At 60.1% G+C, this 17,264-nt stretch carries 16 protein-coding genes; 7 read left to right on the forward strand and 9 right to left on the reverse strand.

The genetic code is table 11. The features are described from left to right. The first annotated feature begins 155 nt into the window (after positions 1-155). Positions 156-917, forward strand: a complete 762-nt coding sequence (locus QA648_RS24115; RefSeq protein WP_283053976.1) for a GntR family transcriptional regulator — start codon at positions 156-158, stop codon at positions 915-917. Positions 918-1,047: 130 nt separating this feature from the next. Beyond that, positions 1,048-2,001, forward strand: coding sequence for an NAD-dependent epimerase/dehydratase family protein (locus QA648_RS24120; protein ID WP_283053977.1), 954 nt, complete (start codon positions 1,048-1,050; stop codon positions 1,999-2,001). 10 nt (positions 2,002-2,011) lie between these two features. On the opposite strand, the gene QA648_RS24125 is transcribed toward QA648_RS24120, so the two are convergent. Continuing rightward, a complete protein-coding gene (locus tag QA648_RS24125; RefSeq protein ID WP_283053978.1) occupies positions 2,012-3,220 on the reverse strand; it encodes a TIGR03862 family flavoprotein in 1,209 nt (402 codons plus the stop codon). A 200-nt stretch (positions 3,221-3,420) separates the two neighbouring features. Here QA648_RS24125 and QA648_RS24130 point away from each other — a divergent pair, with 200 nt between their 5' ends. The 5 genes from QA648_RS24130 to QA648_RS24150 all read left to right on the forward strand — a co-directional run bounded on the left by QA648_RS24130 (position 3,421) and on the right by QA648_RS24150 (position 8,445). Then, entirely contained in the window at positions 3,421-4,044 is a 624-nt protein-coding gene (locus QA648_RS24130; RefSeq protein ID WP_283053979.1) for a VOC family protein, read from the forward strand. 248 nt (positions 4,045-4,292) lie between these two features. After that, positions 4,293-5,012, forward strand: coding sequence for a TetR/AcrR family transcriptional regulator (locus tag QA648_RS24135; RefSeq protein WP_283053980.1), 720 nt, complete (start codon positions 4,293-4,295; stop codon positions 5,010-5,012). Positions 5,013-5,142: 130 nt separating this feature from the next. Continuing rightward, complete coding sequence (locus QA648_RS24140; protein ID WP_283053981.1) at positions 5,143-6,300, forward strand: Gfo/Idh/MocA family oxidoreductase; 1,158 nt, start codon at positions 5,143-5,145, stop codon at positions 6,298-6,300. 11 nt (positions 6,301-6,311) lie between these two features. Next, positions 6,312-7,487 (forward strand): dihydrodipicolinate synthase family protein, encoded by a 1,176-nt coding sequence (locus QA648_RS24145; RefSeq protein WP_283053982.1) that lies wholly within the window; start codon positions 6,312-6,314, stop codon positions 7,485-7,487. 133 nt (positions 7,488-7,620) lie between these two features. Beyond that, positions 7,621-8,445, forward strand: coding sequence for a sugar phosphate isomerase/epimerase (locus tag QA648_RS24150; RefSeq protein ID WP_283053983.1), 825 nt, complete (start codon positions 7,621-7,623; stop codon positions 8,443-8,445). 88 nt (positions 8,446-8,533) lie between these two features. Here the strand turns inward: QA648_RS24150 and QA648_RS24155 are convergent, their stop codons facing one another. From QA648_RS24155 to QA648_RS24190, 8 genes are all read right to left on the reverse strand, one after another. Continuing rightward, on the reverse strand, positions 8,534-9,640 hold the full coding sequence (locus QA648_RS24155; protein WP_283053984.1) for a branched-chain amino acid ABC transporter substrate-binding protein: 1,107 nt from the start codon (positions 9,638-9,640) through the stop codon (positions 8,534-8,536). A gap of 324 nt (positions 9,641-9,964) precedes the next feature. Continuing rightward, entirely contained in the window at positions 9,965-11,350 is a 1,386-nt protein-coding gene (locus QA648_RS24160; RefSeq protein WP_283053985.1) for an FGGY-family carbohydrate kinase, read from the reverse strand. After that, positions 11,347-11,673, reverse strand: coding sequence for an L-rhamnose mutarotase (rhaM, locus tag QA648_RS24165; protein ID WP_283053986.1), 327 nt, complete (start codon positions 11,671-11,673; stop codon positions 11,347-11,349). The genes QA648_RS24160 and rhaM overlap by 4 nt, the downstream gene beginning before the upstream one ends. After that, positions 11,670-12,683, reverse strand: a complete 1,014-nt coding sequence (locus QA648_RS24170) for an ABC transporter permease (RefSeq protein WP_283053987.1) — start codon at positions 12,681-12,683, stop codon at positions 11,670-11,672. Before QA648_RS24170 ends, rhaM begins: the two co-directional genes overlap by 4 nt. After that, positions 12,680-13,684 carry an ABC transporter permease gene (locus QA648_RS24175; RefSeq protein WP_283053988.1) on the reverse strand — a complete coding sequence of 335 codons (1,005 nt, stop codon included), beginning with the start codon at positions 13,682-13,684 and terminating at the stop codon, positions 12,680-12,682. The genes QA648_RS24170 and QA648_RS24175 overlap by 4 nt, the downstream gene beginning before the upstream one ends. Positions 13,685-13,694: 10 nt before the next feature. After that, positions 13,695-15,230, reverse strand: a complete 1,536-nt coding sequence (locus QA648_RS24180) for a sugar ABC transporter ATP-binding protein (RefSeq protein WP_260305092.1) — start codon at positions 15,228-15,230, stop codon at positions 13,695-13,697. A 72-nt stretch (positions 15,231-15,302) separates the two neighbouring features. Continuing rightward, positions 15,303-16,298 (reverse strand): rhamnose ABC transporter substrate-binding protein, encoded by a 996-nt coding sequence (rhaS, locus tag QA648_RS24185; RefSeq protein WP_104826770.1) that lies wholly within the window; start codon positions 16,296-16,298, stop codon positions 15,303-15,305. 54 nt (positions 16,299-16,352) lie between these two features. Next, positions 16,353-17,165: a DeoR/GlpR family DNA-binding transcription regulator gene (locus QA648_RS24190; RefSeq protein WP_104826769.1), complete on the reverse strand. Its 813-nt coding sequence runs from the start codon at positions 17,163-17,165 to the stop codon at positions 16,353-16,355. Between the last annotated feature and the right edge of the window lie 99 nt (positions 17,166-17,264).

A 17,264-nucleotide genomic window follows, 5' to 3' on the forward strand; every position in this document is an offset into this window, starting at 1 on the left:
CTCGCTCTCTCAACTTTGTTGTTGAGATCATACCGGTTGCGGTGGTGCTGTCAATTTACGATATATGATATGCACCATAAGCACCTTTGATATATAATTTTACTGAAAACCAGATTTATATATAATTTGCGGCTTCAGGTATCGGGATCGACGCTATGCAGGACAAGGAACCTCTGACGAAGACGGAAGCGGCCTATTGGCTCCTGCGCCGGGATATTCTCAACACGAAGCTGCGGCCCGGCGCATCGTTGAAGCTCAGCACTTTGCGGGATACCTATGGCGTCGGCTGGACTCCGCTGCGCGAAGCCTTGTCCCGGCTGGAAGCCGAAAAGCTGGTGACGGCCATCAGCAATCGCGGTTTTGCTGTCGCGCCGGTTTCCCGCACGGAGCTGGAAGATCTGATGCGCGCGCGGATGGTTGTCGAGCTGCCGTTGCTGCTGGAATCGATCGAGAAGGGTGGTCCGGCCTGGGAATCCGCTGTGGTCACGGCCCACTACCGCCTCTCTCGCTGCAAGATCGTACCCGACGCCGCTTCTGAGGAAATGGCGGATGAATGGGATGAAAAGCATACAGCATTTCATGCCGCTCTCTTAAGCGCTGCGACATCGAGCTGGCTCCTGCGCTTTCAAAGCACGATTTCCGACCAGCTCCGCCGTCATCATCGTTTTCTCGGTCTGGCGCCGACGCAGCGCGCCGCCGCTGGTCTGCAGAGCGGTTATGAAAAGGCGGTCGCCGCCCTGCGGGAGGCAATGGCGATCGAGCGGCATACGGAGTTGATGGAAGCGGCCCTCGATCGCGATATCGAGCGCGCTCGAGCGCTAATGACCGAGCATATCGGCTATACGCTGCAGGTCTATATCAAGTCCGAAGATGAGGATGACGAGCGCCTGCCATCCAAGTTGCGCAGGAATGTCTAATCGTAACAAAGCCGTGTCCTCCTCTGTTTGGGGATGACAAGACGGTGCATGCTCCTATTCTTTAGGCGATCATTCTCTTCATTCCGGTTCCGGCATCATCCGATTTTGAAAATATCCTTGGGAGGACATCATGACGCGTACAGTGGTCATAGGAGCAACCGGCCATGTCGGCACTTATCTCGTGCCGCGGCTGGTGGAGGCCGGGCATGAGGTGGTGGCGCTGAGCCGGGGCCAAGCAAAACCCTATTCGCCGAACCGGGCGTGGGATGCCGTTGAGCAATTGACGATGGATCGCGCCGCGATGGAAAAGGACGGCAGTTTCGGGCCGGCGATCCGCGCTTTGAAGGCGGATATCGTCATCGATATGATCTGCTTTACATTGGAAAGCGCTAAGCATCTGACCGAGGCTCTGTCGGGTCATGTCGGCCATTTCCTGCATACGGGCACGATCTGGACGCACGGTTTTTCCACCGTCGTGCCGACGCTCGAGGAAACGCCGAAGCGACCGTTCGGCGAATACGGAACGCAGAAGGCCGCGATTGAGAGCTATTTGCTAACGAAGGCGCGGATCGAGAGTTTCCCGGCGACGCTGATCCATCCGGGCCATATTGTCGGCCCCGGCTGGGCGCCGCTCAATCCGGCTGGCCATTTCAACCTCGCGGCATTTTCGACCTTGGCGCGGGGTGAAACGCTCGTGCTGCCTAATTTCGGTCTGGAAACGGTCCATCATGTCCATGCCGACGATGTCGCTCAAATGTTCATGGGCGCAATTGCCAATTGGCGCGCCTCGACCGGCGAGAGTTTTCATGCCGTGTCGAGCGGTGCGCTGACGCTCAGGGGCTATGCCGAGGCGATGTCGCGCTGGTTCGGCCACGAGCCGAAACTGGAATTTCTTCCCTACGAAAAATGGGCGGAAGGCCAGACGCCGGAGGATGCCGAGGCGACGTGGGAGCATATCGCCCGCAGCCCGAATTGCTCGATCGCAAAGGCTGAGCGGCTTCTCGGCTACGCGCCGCGCTATACCTCGCTGCAGGCCGTGCAGGAATCCGTGGCTTGGCTGATGGAGAAGAGACGGATCGGGTGACGGCATCCCGTTACCGTTGTAGCCAAACCTCTATTCCCTTCGCTGCCGCGCGTCCGGTGGCGAAACAGGCGGAGAGAAGATAGCCGCCGGTCGGCGCTTCCCAATCGATCATTTCTCCGGCAACGAACACGCCGGGGAGGGCCTTCAGCATATATCCGTCGTCGATAGCGCTCCAGCGGATGCCGCCGGCCGATGAGATGGCCTCGGTGATAGGCCTCGGCCTCAGGAGCGGGATCGGCAGGGCCTTGATCAGGTGCGACAGTCGTTCCGGATCTGCCAAATTGGCTGATGGAACCAGTTCTCGCAGCAGCGCCGTCTTGACGCCTTCGATTCCCGCCCCTTTGCGAAGGCGATTGGAAAGGCTGGCTTTGGCGTCCTGCCGCGTCAGATCGCGGGATAGTCGCTGCGCTGTCCTGCCGGGCGTAAGATCGACCATGAGCGCGGCTTTACCGTCGTTTGCGAGCCGGTCACGCAGGCTGGCGGCATGGGCGTAGACGAGGCTGCCTTCGATACCGTGTCGGGAAATGACGAACTCGCCGGGAAAAGTGCCGGCGGCCGATGTTGCGGTCACGGCTTTCAGCGGCTCTCCGGCGAAGCGCTCGCCAAAAATGGCGCTCCAGGCGACATCGAAGCCGCAATTGGCGGGCTGGAAGTCGGCGATGTCGATGCCTTTATTCCGAAGCCAGGCGATCCAGGCGGCGTCCGAGCCGAGCCGGGGATAACTCGCGCCACCAAGCGCGAGCAGGGCTGCGTCGCATTGAACGATCGTTCGTCCCTCTGGCGTCTCAAAGGCAAAGCCGCCTTCGGCAAAACCGGACCAGCGATGCCTTGTCAAAACCTTGACGCCTTGTTTCTCCAGCCTGCCGAGCCAAGCGCGCAGCAGCGGCGAGGCCTTCATGACCGTTGGAAAGACACGGCCCGAAGAGCCGGTGAATGTCTCCGTGCCAAGTCCTGCCGCCCAGCTCCTGATATCATCAGGCGTAAAAGCGTCGAGGGCCGAACATAACCGGTCGGAGCTTTGGCCGAAACGATTGGCGAAGCGGATATAGTCTTCCGAATGGGTGATGTTGAGGCCGGATTTCCCCGCCAGCAGGAATTTGCGGGCGACCGTCGGCATGCTATCGTAAACGGTGACGCGATGACCGGAGAGCGACAGCACTTCGGCCGCCATCAGCCCCGCGGGCCCGCCACCGATAATCGCGATCTGCTTTCCTGTCATGAAGCCGCCCGGTGTTGAATTGTTTTTGTTCTCTTGGGCCGAGCCGGCATTGAAAGCAAGGTGTCTCGCCTAAGTCATTGCTTGGCAATCTGTACTCTCGGTCATGCCATCGTGAAGGACTACCTTTCGACGGCGCAGACCGTACTATCGTGTTCACAATCTCCGACCTCGTCTCGACCTCTAAACGTAGGGAGCCCCGCATGAGCAACATTCAGGCACAAAGCACAACGGAGACTTCGACAATCCCAACGGTCGCGCAGAAGCTGGAGGTCGCTGTCCTGCCCGTCGCAGATGTCGATCGCGCCAAGCATTTTTATGCAGGCCTTGGCTGGCGGCTCGACGCAGACTTTGTTCGAAGCGACGGATCTCGCGCCGTCCAATTTACGCCTCCCGGCTCGCAATGCTCAATCCATTTGGGGTCGACGTCGACCTTCTTTCTCGTCGTATCCGATATCGAAGCGGCCCATGCGAAGCTTACCAAGCGCGGTGTCGAGATCAGCGAGATATTCCACCGCGGCGAAGGGCCAGGCCGTGTGAGCGGGCCGGATCCTCAGCGCCGCAGTTACGCCTCGCTCGCATCATTCAGTGATCCGGATGGCAACAACTGGCTGCTCCAAGAGGTTACGGCGCGTTTGCCCGGCCGCGTGGACAAAAATGCCACGTCATTCACCTCTTCGACCGAGCTTGCGGCCGCACTGCGACGAGCTGCCGCTGCGCATGGCGAACACGAGGAGCGAACCGGAGGCCAGCGCGACGAGAATTGGCCGGATTGGTACGCCGAATACATCGTCCGGGAACAAGCCGGCGAGGAGCTGCCGTTATAGGTGCGAGCCCTCGCAAAGCTGTCGGATCGCACGTTCCGCTCGCCATCGTCCAAGAAGGCATAATCGATGACCAGCGCGATGCTTCGAGCTTGCGCGCTGCCCTCAGGTTGCCAACGGTGCAATTTTTATATAACCATATAGTTACTATCGCTTCCGATTTTCCTGGGGCTGTCAACTTGTGTCATGATCGAGTAATTGTCGGCGGCTAGGGGGCCGCGTGGCCTTGCCAAACGCAATCGGGAGCCGCGATGACCGAAGCCAAAATCACGAAGGGCCGATCGAAGAGCCCGGAGGCTGAAACTGTGGTCGGGTCCACCGATCAGGCGGTATCGACCTCACCCGCCGAGCGGCCGCGCCTCAGGGATGCGGAGCGCACGAGCAAGGCGATCCTGGCTGCGGCGACCAAGGAATTTGCCGAGCGCGGCTATGGCGGTGCCCGTGTCGATGCCATAGCCGAGCGCGCCAAGATCAACAAGCGCATGCTCTATCACTATTTCGGGGGCAAGGATGCCCTTTATGTCGCTGTGCTGGAAGGCAGTTACGTTGCCATCCGTTCGGCGGAGGCAAGGCTCGATCTCTCGCACCGCAGCCCCGCGGAGGGCATGCGGGAGCTTGTTGTTTTCACATGGAAATATTTTCTGGATCACCCGGAATTTCTTGGCATTCTCAACACGGAAAACCTGCATAAGGCCCGCTTTCTGAAGAGGTCGGCGCGGATTTTCGAGCTGCATTCGCCCCTGGTCGCGGAGATTTCCGGTCTGCTGGATCGCGGCGCTGCGGCCGGCGATTTCCGTCCGGGCTGCGATCCCGTCAAGATCTACATGAGCATCGCGGCCCTCGGTTCCTTCTTCCTAACGAACCGCTGGACGCTGTCGACGATCTTCCGGCGGAACCTTTCCGACAAGTCGGAGATCGATGCCTGGGGCGAGCATATCGTCGACGTCATCTTCGCCTACCTGCGTCCTTAAGCTTAAAAACGCCTCTTAATCCCGCCGAATCCGCGCAATTGCCGCTGCGGCCGCTGATGATGGCCGTTGACAGCGCCGCTTTGCCGTGTCACTCATGTAACTATATAGTTATTTACGGGAGGAGTGGGATATGGTGACGAAGCCGATCGGCATCATCATGCATGGCATCACCGGCCGCATGGGCTACAATCAGCATCTCGTGCGGTCGATCCTGGCGATCCGCGAGCAGGGCGGCGTGCTGCTTGCCAATGGCGACAGGTTGATGCCGGACCCGATCCTCGTCGGTCGCAATGCCGAAAAGATCGCGGAAGTCGCGCGCAAGCACGGCCTCGCGAAGACGACCACCGATCTCGACAGCGCTCTCACCGATCCCCACAACACGATTTTCTTCGACGCCGGCTCGACGCAGATGCGCGTCTCGCTGCTGGAGAAAGCCATCGCAGCCGGCAAGCATGTCTATTGCGAGAAGCCGATTTCCGAGACGCTGGACGAAGCTCTTTCGGTCGCAAGCTCGGCGGAGCGTCGCGGCGTCAAGAATGGCGTAGTGCAGGACAAGCTTTATCTGCCGGGCCTTCGCAAGATCGCCATGCTGCGCGACAGCGGTTTCTTCGGCAAGATTCTCTCCGTGCGCGGCGAGTTCGGCTACTGGGTTTTCGAAGGCGATTGGGGCGTGAAAGCGCAGCGTCCCTCCTGGAATTACCGCAAGGCCGAGGGCGGCGGCATGATCCTCGATATGCTGCCGCACTGGCGCTATGTGCTCGACAATCTCTTCGGTGAAGTCAAAGCCGTGAGCTGCTACGGCGCGACGCATATTCCAAGCCGCGTCGATGAAAACGGCAAGACCTATGTCGCCGATGCTGACGATGCTGCCTATGCCACGTTCGAGCTCGACGGCGGCGTTGTCGCGCAGATCAATTCCTCCTGGGCGGTGCGCGTGCGCCGCGACGATCTCGTCACCTTCCAGGTGGACGGAACGCATGGTTCCGCGGTCTGCGGGCTGATGCGCTGCTGGACGCAGCATCGCGTTAACACGCCGAAGCCGGTCTGGAACCCGGACCTGCCGCAGCCGATCAATTTCTTCGAGACCTGGGACGAGGTGCCGGACACGCAGACCTTCGACAATGGTTTCAAGGCGCAGTGGGAGGATTTCCTGCGGCATGTCGTCGACGATACGCCATGGAAATTCACCTTGCGTGAGGGCGCCAAGGGCGTTCAACTCGCCGAACTCGCTCAAAAGAGCTGGGCAGAGCGCCGCTGGGTCGACGTTCCCTCGCTTTCCGCTCGCTAGGAGACAAGACCATGACGAAGACCCTTCGTTTGCCCGGCACCGACGGCAAGCTTGCCGAATTCACCGTCGCCAACACACCGCTTAGCCCACCGGAGCGCCCGGCAGGCGGCCATCGCTTCAATCGCGTCGCCTATGCCGCGGCTCATGTCGTCGTCGATCCCCTGGCCGACAATGATCCATGGCTTGACCGCAACATTGATTGGGAGCGGACGATCGCTTTCCGCGAATATCTCTGGGATCTCGGTTTTGGCGTTGCGGAAGCCATGGATACAGCGCAGCGCGGCATGGGTCTCGACTGGGCCGGCGCCAAGGAGCTGATCACGCATGCGCAGTCGGCCGCCCGCAATCGGTCGGACTCGCTGATCGCCTACGGCGCTGGCACCGATCATCTGGCGCCTGGTCCCGATGTCACCATCGATGATGTGATCCGCGCCTATGAGGAGCAGGTGGCCTTCGTCGAGGGGCAAGGCGGGCGCATCATTTTGATGGCGAGCCGCGCGCTTGCGGCGGCTGCCAAGGGACCGGACGACTATATCCGCGTCTACAACCGCATCCTCGGGCAGGTCCAACAGCCGGTGATCATTCACTGGCTCGGCTCGATGTTCGATCCGGCTCTGGCCGGCTATTGGGGTTCGTCCGACGATATGCGGGCAATGGAGACGGCGGTCGCGATCATCAACGACAACGCCGCCAAGGTTGATGGCGTCAAAATCTCGCTGCTGTCGGCGGAAAAAGAGATCGTCATGCGCCGCCGCCTTGATCCGGCGGTCAAGATGTATACCGGTGACGATTTCAACTATGCCGAATTGATCGCGGGTGACAGCCAGGGCTATTCGCATGCGCTACTCGGCATCTTCGACGCGATCGCGCCTGCGGCAAGCGCCGCTCTCGCGAAGCTGGCCGAGAACGATCTCGAAGCTTTCCATGAGATGATGGCGCCGACCGTCCCTCTGTCGCACCATATTTTCAAGGCGCCGACACGCTTCTACAAGACCGGTGTGGTCTTCCTCGCCTATCTCAACGGCTTCCAGGATCACTTCCAGATGCTCGGCGGCCAGCAAAGCACGCGCTCCATCGTACACTTGTCGGAACTGTTCCGTCTGGCCGATACGGCCCGCGTTCTCAGAGACCCCGATCTTGCCGTGCAGCGGATGAAGACGATCCTTGCCACGGTCGGCGTCGCCTAAAGCAATTCTAGGAAAAGTGCGTGGCGGTTTTCCGTCCGGAATTGCGTGAAAACAAAGAGATAGAGTAGTTCGGCGATTCCGTGAAGCGCTGAACTGCTCTAATCGGGAAACGGGATCTGGGAGGATCATCAGAATGGCTGTATCCGGCCTTTCCATCAATCTTGCGACCGTGCGCCAACAATATGATATGCGTCAGGCGGTCGAGGCCTGCCTGAAGCAAGAGATCGTCGCGATTGCGCCCTGGCGCGATCAGGTGCATGCGATCGGCTTGGCGGAAGCAGCGAGGATCGTTGCCGATAATAGGTTGAAGGTCACCGGATTATGCCGTGGCGGCATGTTCCCAGCCGCAGATGCTGAGGGCCTGAGGGCCGCGATCGATGACAATAGACGGGCGATCGACGAAGCGGCGGCGCTGAATGCCGATTGCCTCGTGCTCGTTGTCGGCGGTCTGCCGAACGGTTCGAAGGATATCGCTCACGCTCGCGAAATGGTGGCGGATGGCATCGCGGCGATCCTGCCGCATGCTCGCAGCGCCGGCATTCCGCTGGCAATCGAGCCGCTGCACCCGATGTATGCCGCCGACCGTGCCTGTGTGAATACGCTAGAACAAGCGCTCGATATCTGCGATCTGCTGGGCGAGGGCGTCGGTGTCGCAGTCGATGTCTACCATGTCTGGTGGGACCCGAAGCTTTATGAACAGATCGCGCGTGCCGGCGCCAAGGGCCAGATCCTGGCGCACCATATCTGCGATTGGCTGGTACCGACCACGGATCTGCTGCTCGATCGCGGCATGATGGGCGACGGCGTCATCGACCTGAAGCGTATTCGCGCCGCTGTTGAGGAGGCCGGCTTTTTCGGTCCGCAGGAGGTGGAAATCTTTTCGGAGGCGAATTGGTGGAAAAGGCCGGGTGAGGAGGTCCTTTCCACCTGCATCGAACGTTTCCGCACGGTTTGTTGAAGGCGCAACGTGTGCCCGATCAGGCAGGCATAAAAAATGCCGGGCCACAAATGGCCCGGCGAAGTTTGAAGACTTAAACCAAAGCGGCTTATTCGACTGGGACGATCTTGCCCGCATCCCACTTGTAGAGCGAGAAGCTCTGCGAGGTGAGGTCGCCGGTTTCGCCATAGGTGACCTTCCCAATAGCGGTCTGGATCGGTTCGCCGCTCTTCAGTGCGGTGGCGACGGCTTGGGCGTCGTCGGCGCTGCCGGCCTTCTCAATGCCGGCCTTCAGGACTTGCACGGCAGCGTAGGCGTTCAGCGTGAAGGCTTCCGCCGGGATGTTGCGCTCCTTCAGCGCCGCGGCGGCGGTCTGGGAATCCGGGTTCTTCAGCGCGTCGGAGGCGTTGGTGAAGATCGTGCCTGCAGCGGCTTCATTGCCGATTGCCCAATATTCGGTATTCGACAGGCCGTCGCCGCCGATGAGCTGCGCCTTGACGGAGATGTCGTGCAATTGGCGGGCGAGAAGGCCGCCCTCCGGATGATAGCCGCCGAAATAGACGAGATCGACGCCGGCAGCCTTGAGCTTCGCCGTCAGCGCGCTGTAATCCTTTTCGCCAGGGGTCAGGGAATCGTTGAGCACTTCGGTTACGCCACCGGCGTTGAGCGTTGCCTTGAAGGCGTCCGCCAGACCTTTGCCATAGGCGGCCTTGTCGTTGAGGATGGCGATCTTCTTGTCCTTGAAGTTCTTCAGCACATATTTCGCGGCGACATCGGCCTGCTGGTCGTCACGGCCGCAGGTGCGCAGGATGTTGGGGAGGCCGCGCTTCGTGAGATCCGGCGCGGTCGCGGTCGGCGTCACCATCAGGATACCGTTTTCAGCGAGTGCATCCGATACCGGAATGGCAACGCCCGAGGTTACCGGACCGACGACGAAACGAATACTCTGACCCACGAAATCGTTAGCAACGGAGACGCCCTGCTTCGGATCGCCGGCATCGTCTCCCAGCTTCAGCACGACTTTCTGGCCGAGGATACCGCCGGCCTTGTTGATCTCGTCAATGGCGGTCTGCGCGCCGTTCTTGACCTGGTCGCCGTAAGCGGCCACAGGGCCGGTTAGTGGCGCGATGAGGCCGATCACGATATCCGCATGCGCAAGCGGCGCGAAGGCCAGCGAGGCGACGAACGTCGCAGCCGTCAATGTCTTCAGACTCATTTTTTCTCTCCTTGGATGGCGCGGCAGCGCCCTTTGAACCCGCCGCAATGGTCTGTCGTCGCGCGCGAACTGCCGTAAGGCGCCTTGAAAAGGGAGACAGAAGTGACATCGAAGCTGATGATCGCTTTCGGACATTTTTGACCTCAAAAGCGCTCATAAGGGTAGTTTCTGTAGGAATATTACCGCGATTCCGCAAGAAAATAACCGTCGTGGAGACAATTTTGACGATTTCCCGGAAATTTCTATCGAGGTACCGAGAGTGGAGTTTGGGGGGCGTGAGGTCGTTTTGCACCTCGAATGCCCTGCCGAAGATTCGAAGGGCGTTTATTCTGCCAAAGCCTGATGCCAGGCCTGCCTGTAGGCTCGCAGACCCGGCAGATCGGCCCGAACGGGGTGGTTTTCCGGCGCGGCCGCAGGTTTGATGCCGGTCAGCAGCGCCGCACCTTGGCTGGTGCCGGTCGAGCCGGGCAGGGCGACGACGTTAGATCCCGTCAGCGAAGAAAGGGCTGCAAGATAAGTCCGATTAAGCGCGAAAGGTCCCTCGACGAAAATCGGGCCTTTGGCGCCGATCAGATCCAGGCAGGCTTCAGTCATCAATGCTAGATAGAGGTTGGCGGCGGCTAGACGTTCCTCGGAACTCGCTTGCGCTTGCCCGATCCAGTGCATCTTTTTGCCAGGGAAGGGGCCGGAACCCTCGACCACGTTCGGTAGCAGCATGATGCCTTTTTCGATAACGGTCGCGAGCATCTCCTCCGTCGTTTCCTGTGATACCGGCCCGATTTCACCTGCCAGGATCTCGAACTCCCGCCCGCCCATGAAACGCGAGGAAGGCACGGCGCGGCCATATGCATCAACATTGGCAAGCGCGTCACGCGCCGGGTCGAGATGGTCGAGATCGCCGCCGACGGCGAAATTGATCACCCATGTTCCGGTCGACACGACGGCAAAGGGCGCTTCGTTCTCCACGAGATGTGGCAGCAGCGACGCGTTGGAATCATGGATGCCGCAATAGACCGGAACCGGAGCACTGAGGCCGATCTCTGCCGCGATCGCCGGCAATAGAGGTCCGAGCGCATCGAAGGCGGAACGGATCGGGGCCATGAGAGAACGAATGTCGAGCGTGTCGACCAGCGAGGAATAAGCGCCGGTGGTCGGATTCCAGAGATCGGTGTGACAGCCGAGCGAGGTGACCTCGTTGGCGGCAACGCCGGTCAGCCGCAGGGCCCAATATTGCGGATAGGTCAGGATCGTGCTGACGCGCGCGAAGTCGTTGGGAAATATGCTCTTCTGATAATGGATTTGCGCGCCGACATTCAGCCCGCCGGAAAGCCTCGGTGAAAAGGTCTCGCTGAAGGGCGGGCGCAGGCGGTCATAGGCTTCCTGCACGGCTTCAGGATAGCGATGCTCGTAATCGAGCACCGGCAGAGCAAGGCTGCCGTCTTCAGCAAGTAGAACGGCGGAGGCGCCGTGGGTGGTAATCGATATGGCGTCGAAGCCGGGTGTGGCAGCAAAGTTCTTCAGCGCACCAATAACGAAATCCCACAAGCCCTCGATGTCATAATGCGGGTAGGGGTCGGTCTTCAGCGTGGTATTGGACGTCCGAACGCCGGCGATCTCAGCGCCGGTCTGCGCGTCGAGCACCACGACCTTGGCATTGGTCTTGCCGATATCGAGGACGGCAATGCGGCGATAGGTCGATGGAGCGGTCATGGCAGATGGAAAACCGTCACGAGATCGCTCTGCACTGGCGAATTGTCAGGATTGGTCGCCATGATATCGGCCATGTGCGCCCACCATTTCTTCATGACCGGATGGTCGGGAAGGCTGGCCATCGTGTGATCCTTCGGCCGCGTCAGAACGCCGAACAGCGTGTTCGTCTCGCGATCGAGATGGATGGAATAATCGCTCACGCCGGCCTGGTGCAGCAGCTCCACCAGTTCCGGCCAGATCTCGTCATGACGTTTTCTGTACTCGCCCTCCATGCCGGGATTGAGCGTCATCTTGAAGGCGTGGCGTTCGAGGGATGAGGTCATTTCGAGCTCATCGCTTTGACGCGCCGTGCAACGATCGGCAGCGCGATGGTGATGATGAGGAGGAGGCCGATGAAGATCGACATGACGATGCCTGGCACGTTGAGAAGGCCGAGGCCGAACGTCACCAGACCCATGACGAAAGCGGCGATGACGACACCGCCGATCGTGCCGGAGCCGCCAAGGATCGACACTCCGCCGAGCACCACCATGGTCACCACCTCCAGCTCCCAGCCGAGCGCGATCGAGGGGCGGGTGGAGCCGAGACGTGAGGTCAGGCAGACGGCGGCGATACCGCTCATGATGCCGGTCAGGAGGAACAGGATGAATTTGACCCGTTCGACAGGGATGCCGGAAAAGCGCGCCGCAAAATCATTATTGCCGATCGTATAGACTTGACGGCCGAAATTCGTCGCATGCAGCAGGATGGCGAAGGCGGTCGCCAGCACGATGAAGAGAACGAATTCGAAGGAGAAGACCCAGAAGATATAGCCCTGGCCGAAATAGGCGAAAGCGTCGGGATAATTGCCATAGGCCTGGTCGCCGAGGACGATATAGGAAATGCCGCGAAACAGGCTCATCGTGCCAATGGTCACGACGATCGACGGCAGTTTCAGTACCGAGACGAGGAAGCCGTTGAAAAGGCCGCAGACGAGCCCCACGCCCAGCCCGATCGCTACCAGTCCAACCGTACCCACGCCTACCTGCGCAGCGGCGCCCATGGCGGTCGACGCAAGCGCGATGATGGCGGCGACGGACAGATCGATTTCGCCGGCAATGACGAGCAGCGCCATGGCAAAGGCGATCATTGCCTTTTCGGTGAAATTGAAGGTCGCGTCCGAGAGATTGTAAGGGTCGAGGAAATAGGGCGAAGCCAATGAATTAAAAATGAAAATGGCAATCGCGACGCCGAGAAGCAGGATTTCCCAGCTCGCCATTATGCGCTTGAAGGGCGTGCCCAGACGATCGGGAATGCTGCGCTTTTCCGGTGCGGTTTCGGATACGGTGCTCATGCGGTGACCTCCTTACCCGAGGTTTCCTTCGCTGCCTGATCCCTGAGGATGATGCGGCCGCGATTGCGCTCGCGCCGGGCGTTGAAGACGACTGCCAGGATGATGACGGTGCCGGAGATGGCCATCTGCGTGAACGGCGAAATGCCGATGACCGGCAGTGCATTCTTGATGACGCCGAGAAACAGCGCGCCGAGCACAGCGCCGGCGACCGAGCCGACGCCGCCGGCGATCGAGATACCGCCGATGACGCAGGCTGCGACGCTGTCGAGTTCGAAACCGTTGGCGATGTCGACATAGGCGACCGCATAGCGCGACACCCAGAGGTAGCTGCTTAGGCCGGCCAACGCGCCCGAAAGCACGAAGGCGAGGAAGCGCGTCCAGCCGACATCGATGCCGGCATAAACCGCCGCAACCGGATTGCCGCCGCTGGCATAGGTGGAGCGGCCGAAGCGCGTGTAGCGCAGCAGGAGATACATCATCAGCACGATGGCGATGCCAACCCAGGAGAGCACGGGCAGGCCGAGGACCAGCGTGCGCGGCACGTTGAGGAAGATCGGCGTGAACTGATGCGCGTTGACCCACGCGCCGCCGGACAGTACAAAGGCCATGCCGCGGTAGATGGTGAGTGTCCCGAGGGTGACGACGATCGGTGGGATTTCCAGAGCCCAGACGAGATAACCGTTGATGGCGCCGAGCACTGCACCCATAACGATAGCCGTGATAACGAGCACGATCAGCGGCAGATCGGGATAGGCGGCATTCAGCATGGCGGTCGCCATGCCGGTAAAGGCGAGATTGGCGGCGACGGAGAGATCGATCGATTTCGTCAGGATGACCGTCATCTGCGCCAGCGCCAGGATGATCAGGATCGACGTATCGTTGAAGATGTTGGCAAGATTGGCGGGCTCGGCAAAACCGGCCGCACGCGTTGCGAATCCGGCGATCACCACGATGATGATGAGGAAGAGCAGCGTTTCGCGTTTTTTGAGTATGCGTAGCATCCGGCCCTCCCTATGCATTGCCCGTGGCTGCGCGCACCAGCGTTTCCGGCGTCAGCCCCTCGCGGTCGAACAGGCCGGCCGAAAGTCCCTCCTTCATCACCAGCACGCGATCCGACATGCCAAGGATTTCAGGCAGTTCGGAGGAGATCATGATGATGCTGAGGCCTTCTGCCGCCAGCTCGCTGATGAAGCCGTGCACAGCCGCCTTCGAACCGATATCGATGCCCTTGGTCGGCTCATCCAGAATGATGATCTTCGGCTGCGTCGCCAGCCATTTGCCGATCACCACCTTCTGCTGGTTGCCGCCCGAGAGCGTGCCGACAGGCACGGAAAGGGCAGCGGCGCGCAGGTCCAGCCGCTCGGCATATTTGCGGGCGAGCGCAAACTCGTCGGCTGCTTTCAGGAAGCCTTTGCGCGAGGTCCGCCCGAGCGAAGGCAGCGACATGTTTTGATAGATCGGCATCGGCAGCGCCAGGCCATGGCGGCCGCGTTCCTCCGGCACATAGACGATGCCGGCGCGGATGGCGTCATGCGGCGAATGAATATGGATTTCCTGACCGTTCAGCGTCAGCCGTCCGGAGAGCGGCCTGGTGATCCCGAACAGCGATTGACACAGTTCGGAACGGCCGGCGCCGATAAGGCCGTAGACGCCGAGGATTTCTCCACGCCGGAGCTTGAAGGAGATGTCGCGGAACTCGGTGCGGTGGCAATAATTTTCGACCTCGAACACCACGTCGCCAATGGTAACGGGCACTTTCGGGAAGGCATCCTTGACGTCGCGACCGACCATCATGCGGACGATCTCGTCCTGCGGCGTCTCCTTCAGCGGGCCATGACCAACGGCGCGGCCATCACGAAAGACCACGAAATTATCGGCGATTTCATAGAGTTCGTCGAACTTGTGGCTGATGAACAATATGGCCTTGCCCTTGGCCTTCAGACCTTCGACGATACGGAAGAGGTCATCGATCTCCTTGCGGGAAAGAGCCGCGGTCGGCTCGTCCATGATGACTATGCGTGCTTCGATAGACAGGGCGCGGGCAATCGCCACGAGATGGCGCTGCGCGATGGACAGGTCCTTCAGGCGGATCGACGGATCGATGGTGCTTTCCAGCGATTCCAGCAGCAGCCTTGACCGGCTGTTCATCGTCTTCCAGTCGATGGTGCGGAATTTCGTGCGCGGCGCATGGCCGAGAAAGATGTTTTCGGCAACCGTCAGCTCGTCGAAGAGCACGGTCTCCTGATGTATGGCGGTGACGCCGGCGTCGATCGCGGCCTGGGCGCTGTGAAACGCAACCGGCTTGCCGTCGACGAGGATTTCGCCCTCGTTCGGACGATAGATACCGGTCAAAATCTTGACCAGCGTCGATTTGCCGGCGCCGTTTTCGCCGATCAGGGCGGTGACCTTGCCGGGATAAAGCGAGATGCTGACGCCGTCGAGCGCCTTCACGCCCGGAAAGATCTGCGAAATGCCGCGCATCTCCAGAATGGCGGTATTGCCCAAGCTTGGCATGCCCGTGGCGGGTCGTTGAAGGACTGTGGTCATCAGCAATGTACCGGATAAGTTAACCAAGTCCGGCGGCTGAAGCCGCCGGAAAGCTGCGAATGGGTCCGTCGATCAGAAGACCTTGGAGAACTGATCGATATTCGAGGCGTTGTAGACGAAGGGATCGGCCATGGCGGCTTCGCCGTTGTCTCCAACCTTGATCTTGCCCATGCGGCCGGCATTGATCTCGCTGCCCGGCTTGCCGTCGGTTTCACCCTTGACGAGACGGTAGGAGATTTGCGTTGCGGAATAGCCGAGGTCGATCGGGTTCCAGATCGCGAACTCCTTCGTGGCGCCCGACTTGATGGCGCCAGCCATTTCGGATGGCAGGCCGAGACCGGTCACATAGACCTGGCCGATCTTGCCGGCATCCTTGACGGCCTGCGAAGCGGCGAGCACGCCGACGGTCGTCGGAGCGACGATGACCTTGACTTCCGGATGCGAGGTCAGGAGGCCCTGGGCTTCGCGGTAGCTCTTGTCCGAAAGGTCGTCACCGTAGACGGTTGTAACGAGGTTGAGGCCCGGGAAATCCTTGAGCTGCTTCTTCATTTCGCCGATCCAGATGTTCTGGTTTGTGGCGGTCGAAGTCGCCGACAGGATGGCGAAATTGCCCTTGCCGCCGTCAAGATGGTCCTTGGCGAGCGTCAGGCACATCTTGCCGATCAGCTCGTTTGAAGACGGATTGAGCTGCAGGATGCGGCCGGCCGGAGCCACGCCGGAATCCCAGGAGATAACCTTGATGCCGCGCTGCGTGGCCTTCTTCAAGGCAGGCACCACAGCATCCTTGTCGTTGGCGGAGATAGCTATGGCATCGACGCCCTGTGCGATCAGCGAGTTGATCACTTCGATCTGGGCTTCGGCGGTCGGCTGCGTCGGGCCGGTGTAGATGACCTGCACGCCGCCGAGTTCCTTGGCGGCTTCCTGAGCGCCCTTATTGGCCGCTTCGAAGAAGCCGTTGCCGAGCGACTTCACTACGAGGCCGATCTTGATGTCTTTCGCACTTGCCGTGCCGGCCATCATTGCGACGGCCAGCGCTACGCCGATCGCCAATTTCTTTGCAATATTCATGTCTCTTCCTCCCAAAGTTGATAGGCTATGCTCACCCCGCCACAGCCGCGCATCTCATGCGACGGACGGGGAATCCTCCCTCTCGGCCTGCGCCGTGACGCTCGCGATAATCAGCGACACGCCGGCATCCTCGATCATGCGTACAGTCTCCGCCGACACGCCGTCATCGGTGATGATGGTCGTTACCTGCTCAAGTGGGCACAGGATCAGGCTGGAGCGCTGACGGAACTTGCTGGAATCGACCATCACGACCAGCTCGTCGGCCTGGCGCATCAGCTTCTGCTCGCTCTGGATAACCAGCGCGTCGGCTTCCATGACGCCGAGCGGACCAACGCCTTGCGCGCCGATAAACATGCGCCGCGCATAGAAGTTCCGGGTCGTATCATTGTCAAAGGGTGACAGGATCAGGCTCTGCTCGCGATAGATCGCGCCGCCCGGAATCGTTACCGTGTTCTTCGAGTGCTTCACCAGATGTTCGGCAATGGCGAAGGAATTGGTCATCACCTGCAGCCGATAAGCCGAGATGTAGTGGACAAGCTGGAATGTGGTCGTGCCGCCATTGATGATGATGGCGTCGCCCTGACTGCATAATTCAGCGGCCTTGCGCGCAATTGCGCGTTTCTTATCGATATTGACGCCTTCCGAAACGCGGAAGGGGCGGCCGGCGAGATTGCCGAGCTGCGGAGGATGGATCGATTCCGCCCCGCCACGCACGCGCCGGATCTTTCCCTGCACATGCAGGGCCGCAATATCACGGCGGATCGTCGCTTCGGAGGCCTCGGTCAATTCGGAAATATCCTGAATCGTCACCACGGGCTTTTCCTGTACGGCGCTCAAAATGATGCGATGGCGTTCACGTTCGTGCATCGGCTCCTCCTTTTCGGGTTATTTCGCAAATGTGACAAAGTGTCAATCACAAACGCTCAAAAACTTTCATATTGCATCGCAGCATTATCAATTATGATC

Source organism: Rhizobium sp. CB3171 (genome assembly GCF_029714265.1).
Lineage (GTDB): Bacteria > Pseudomonadota > Alphaproteobacteria > Rhizobiales > Rhizobiaceae > Rhizobium.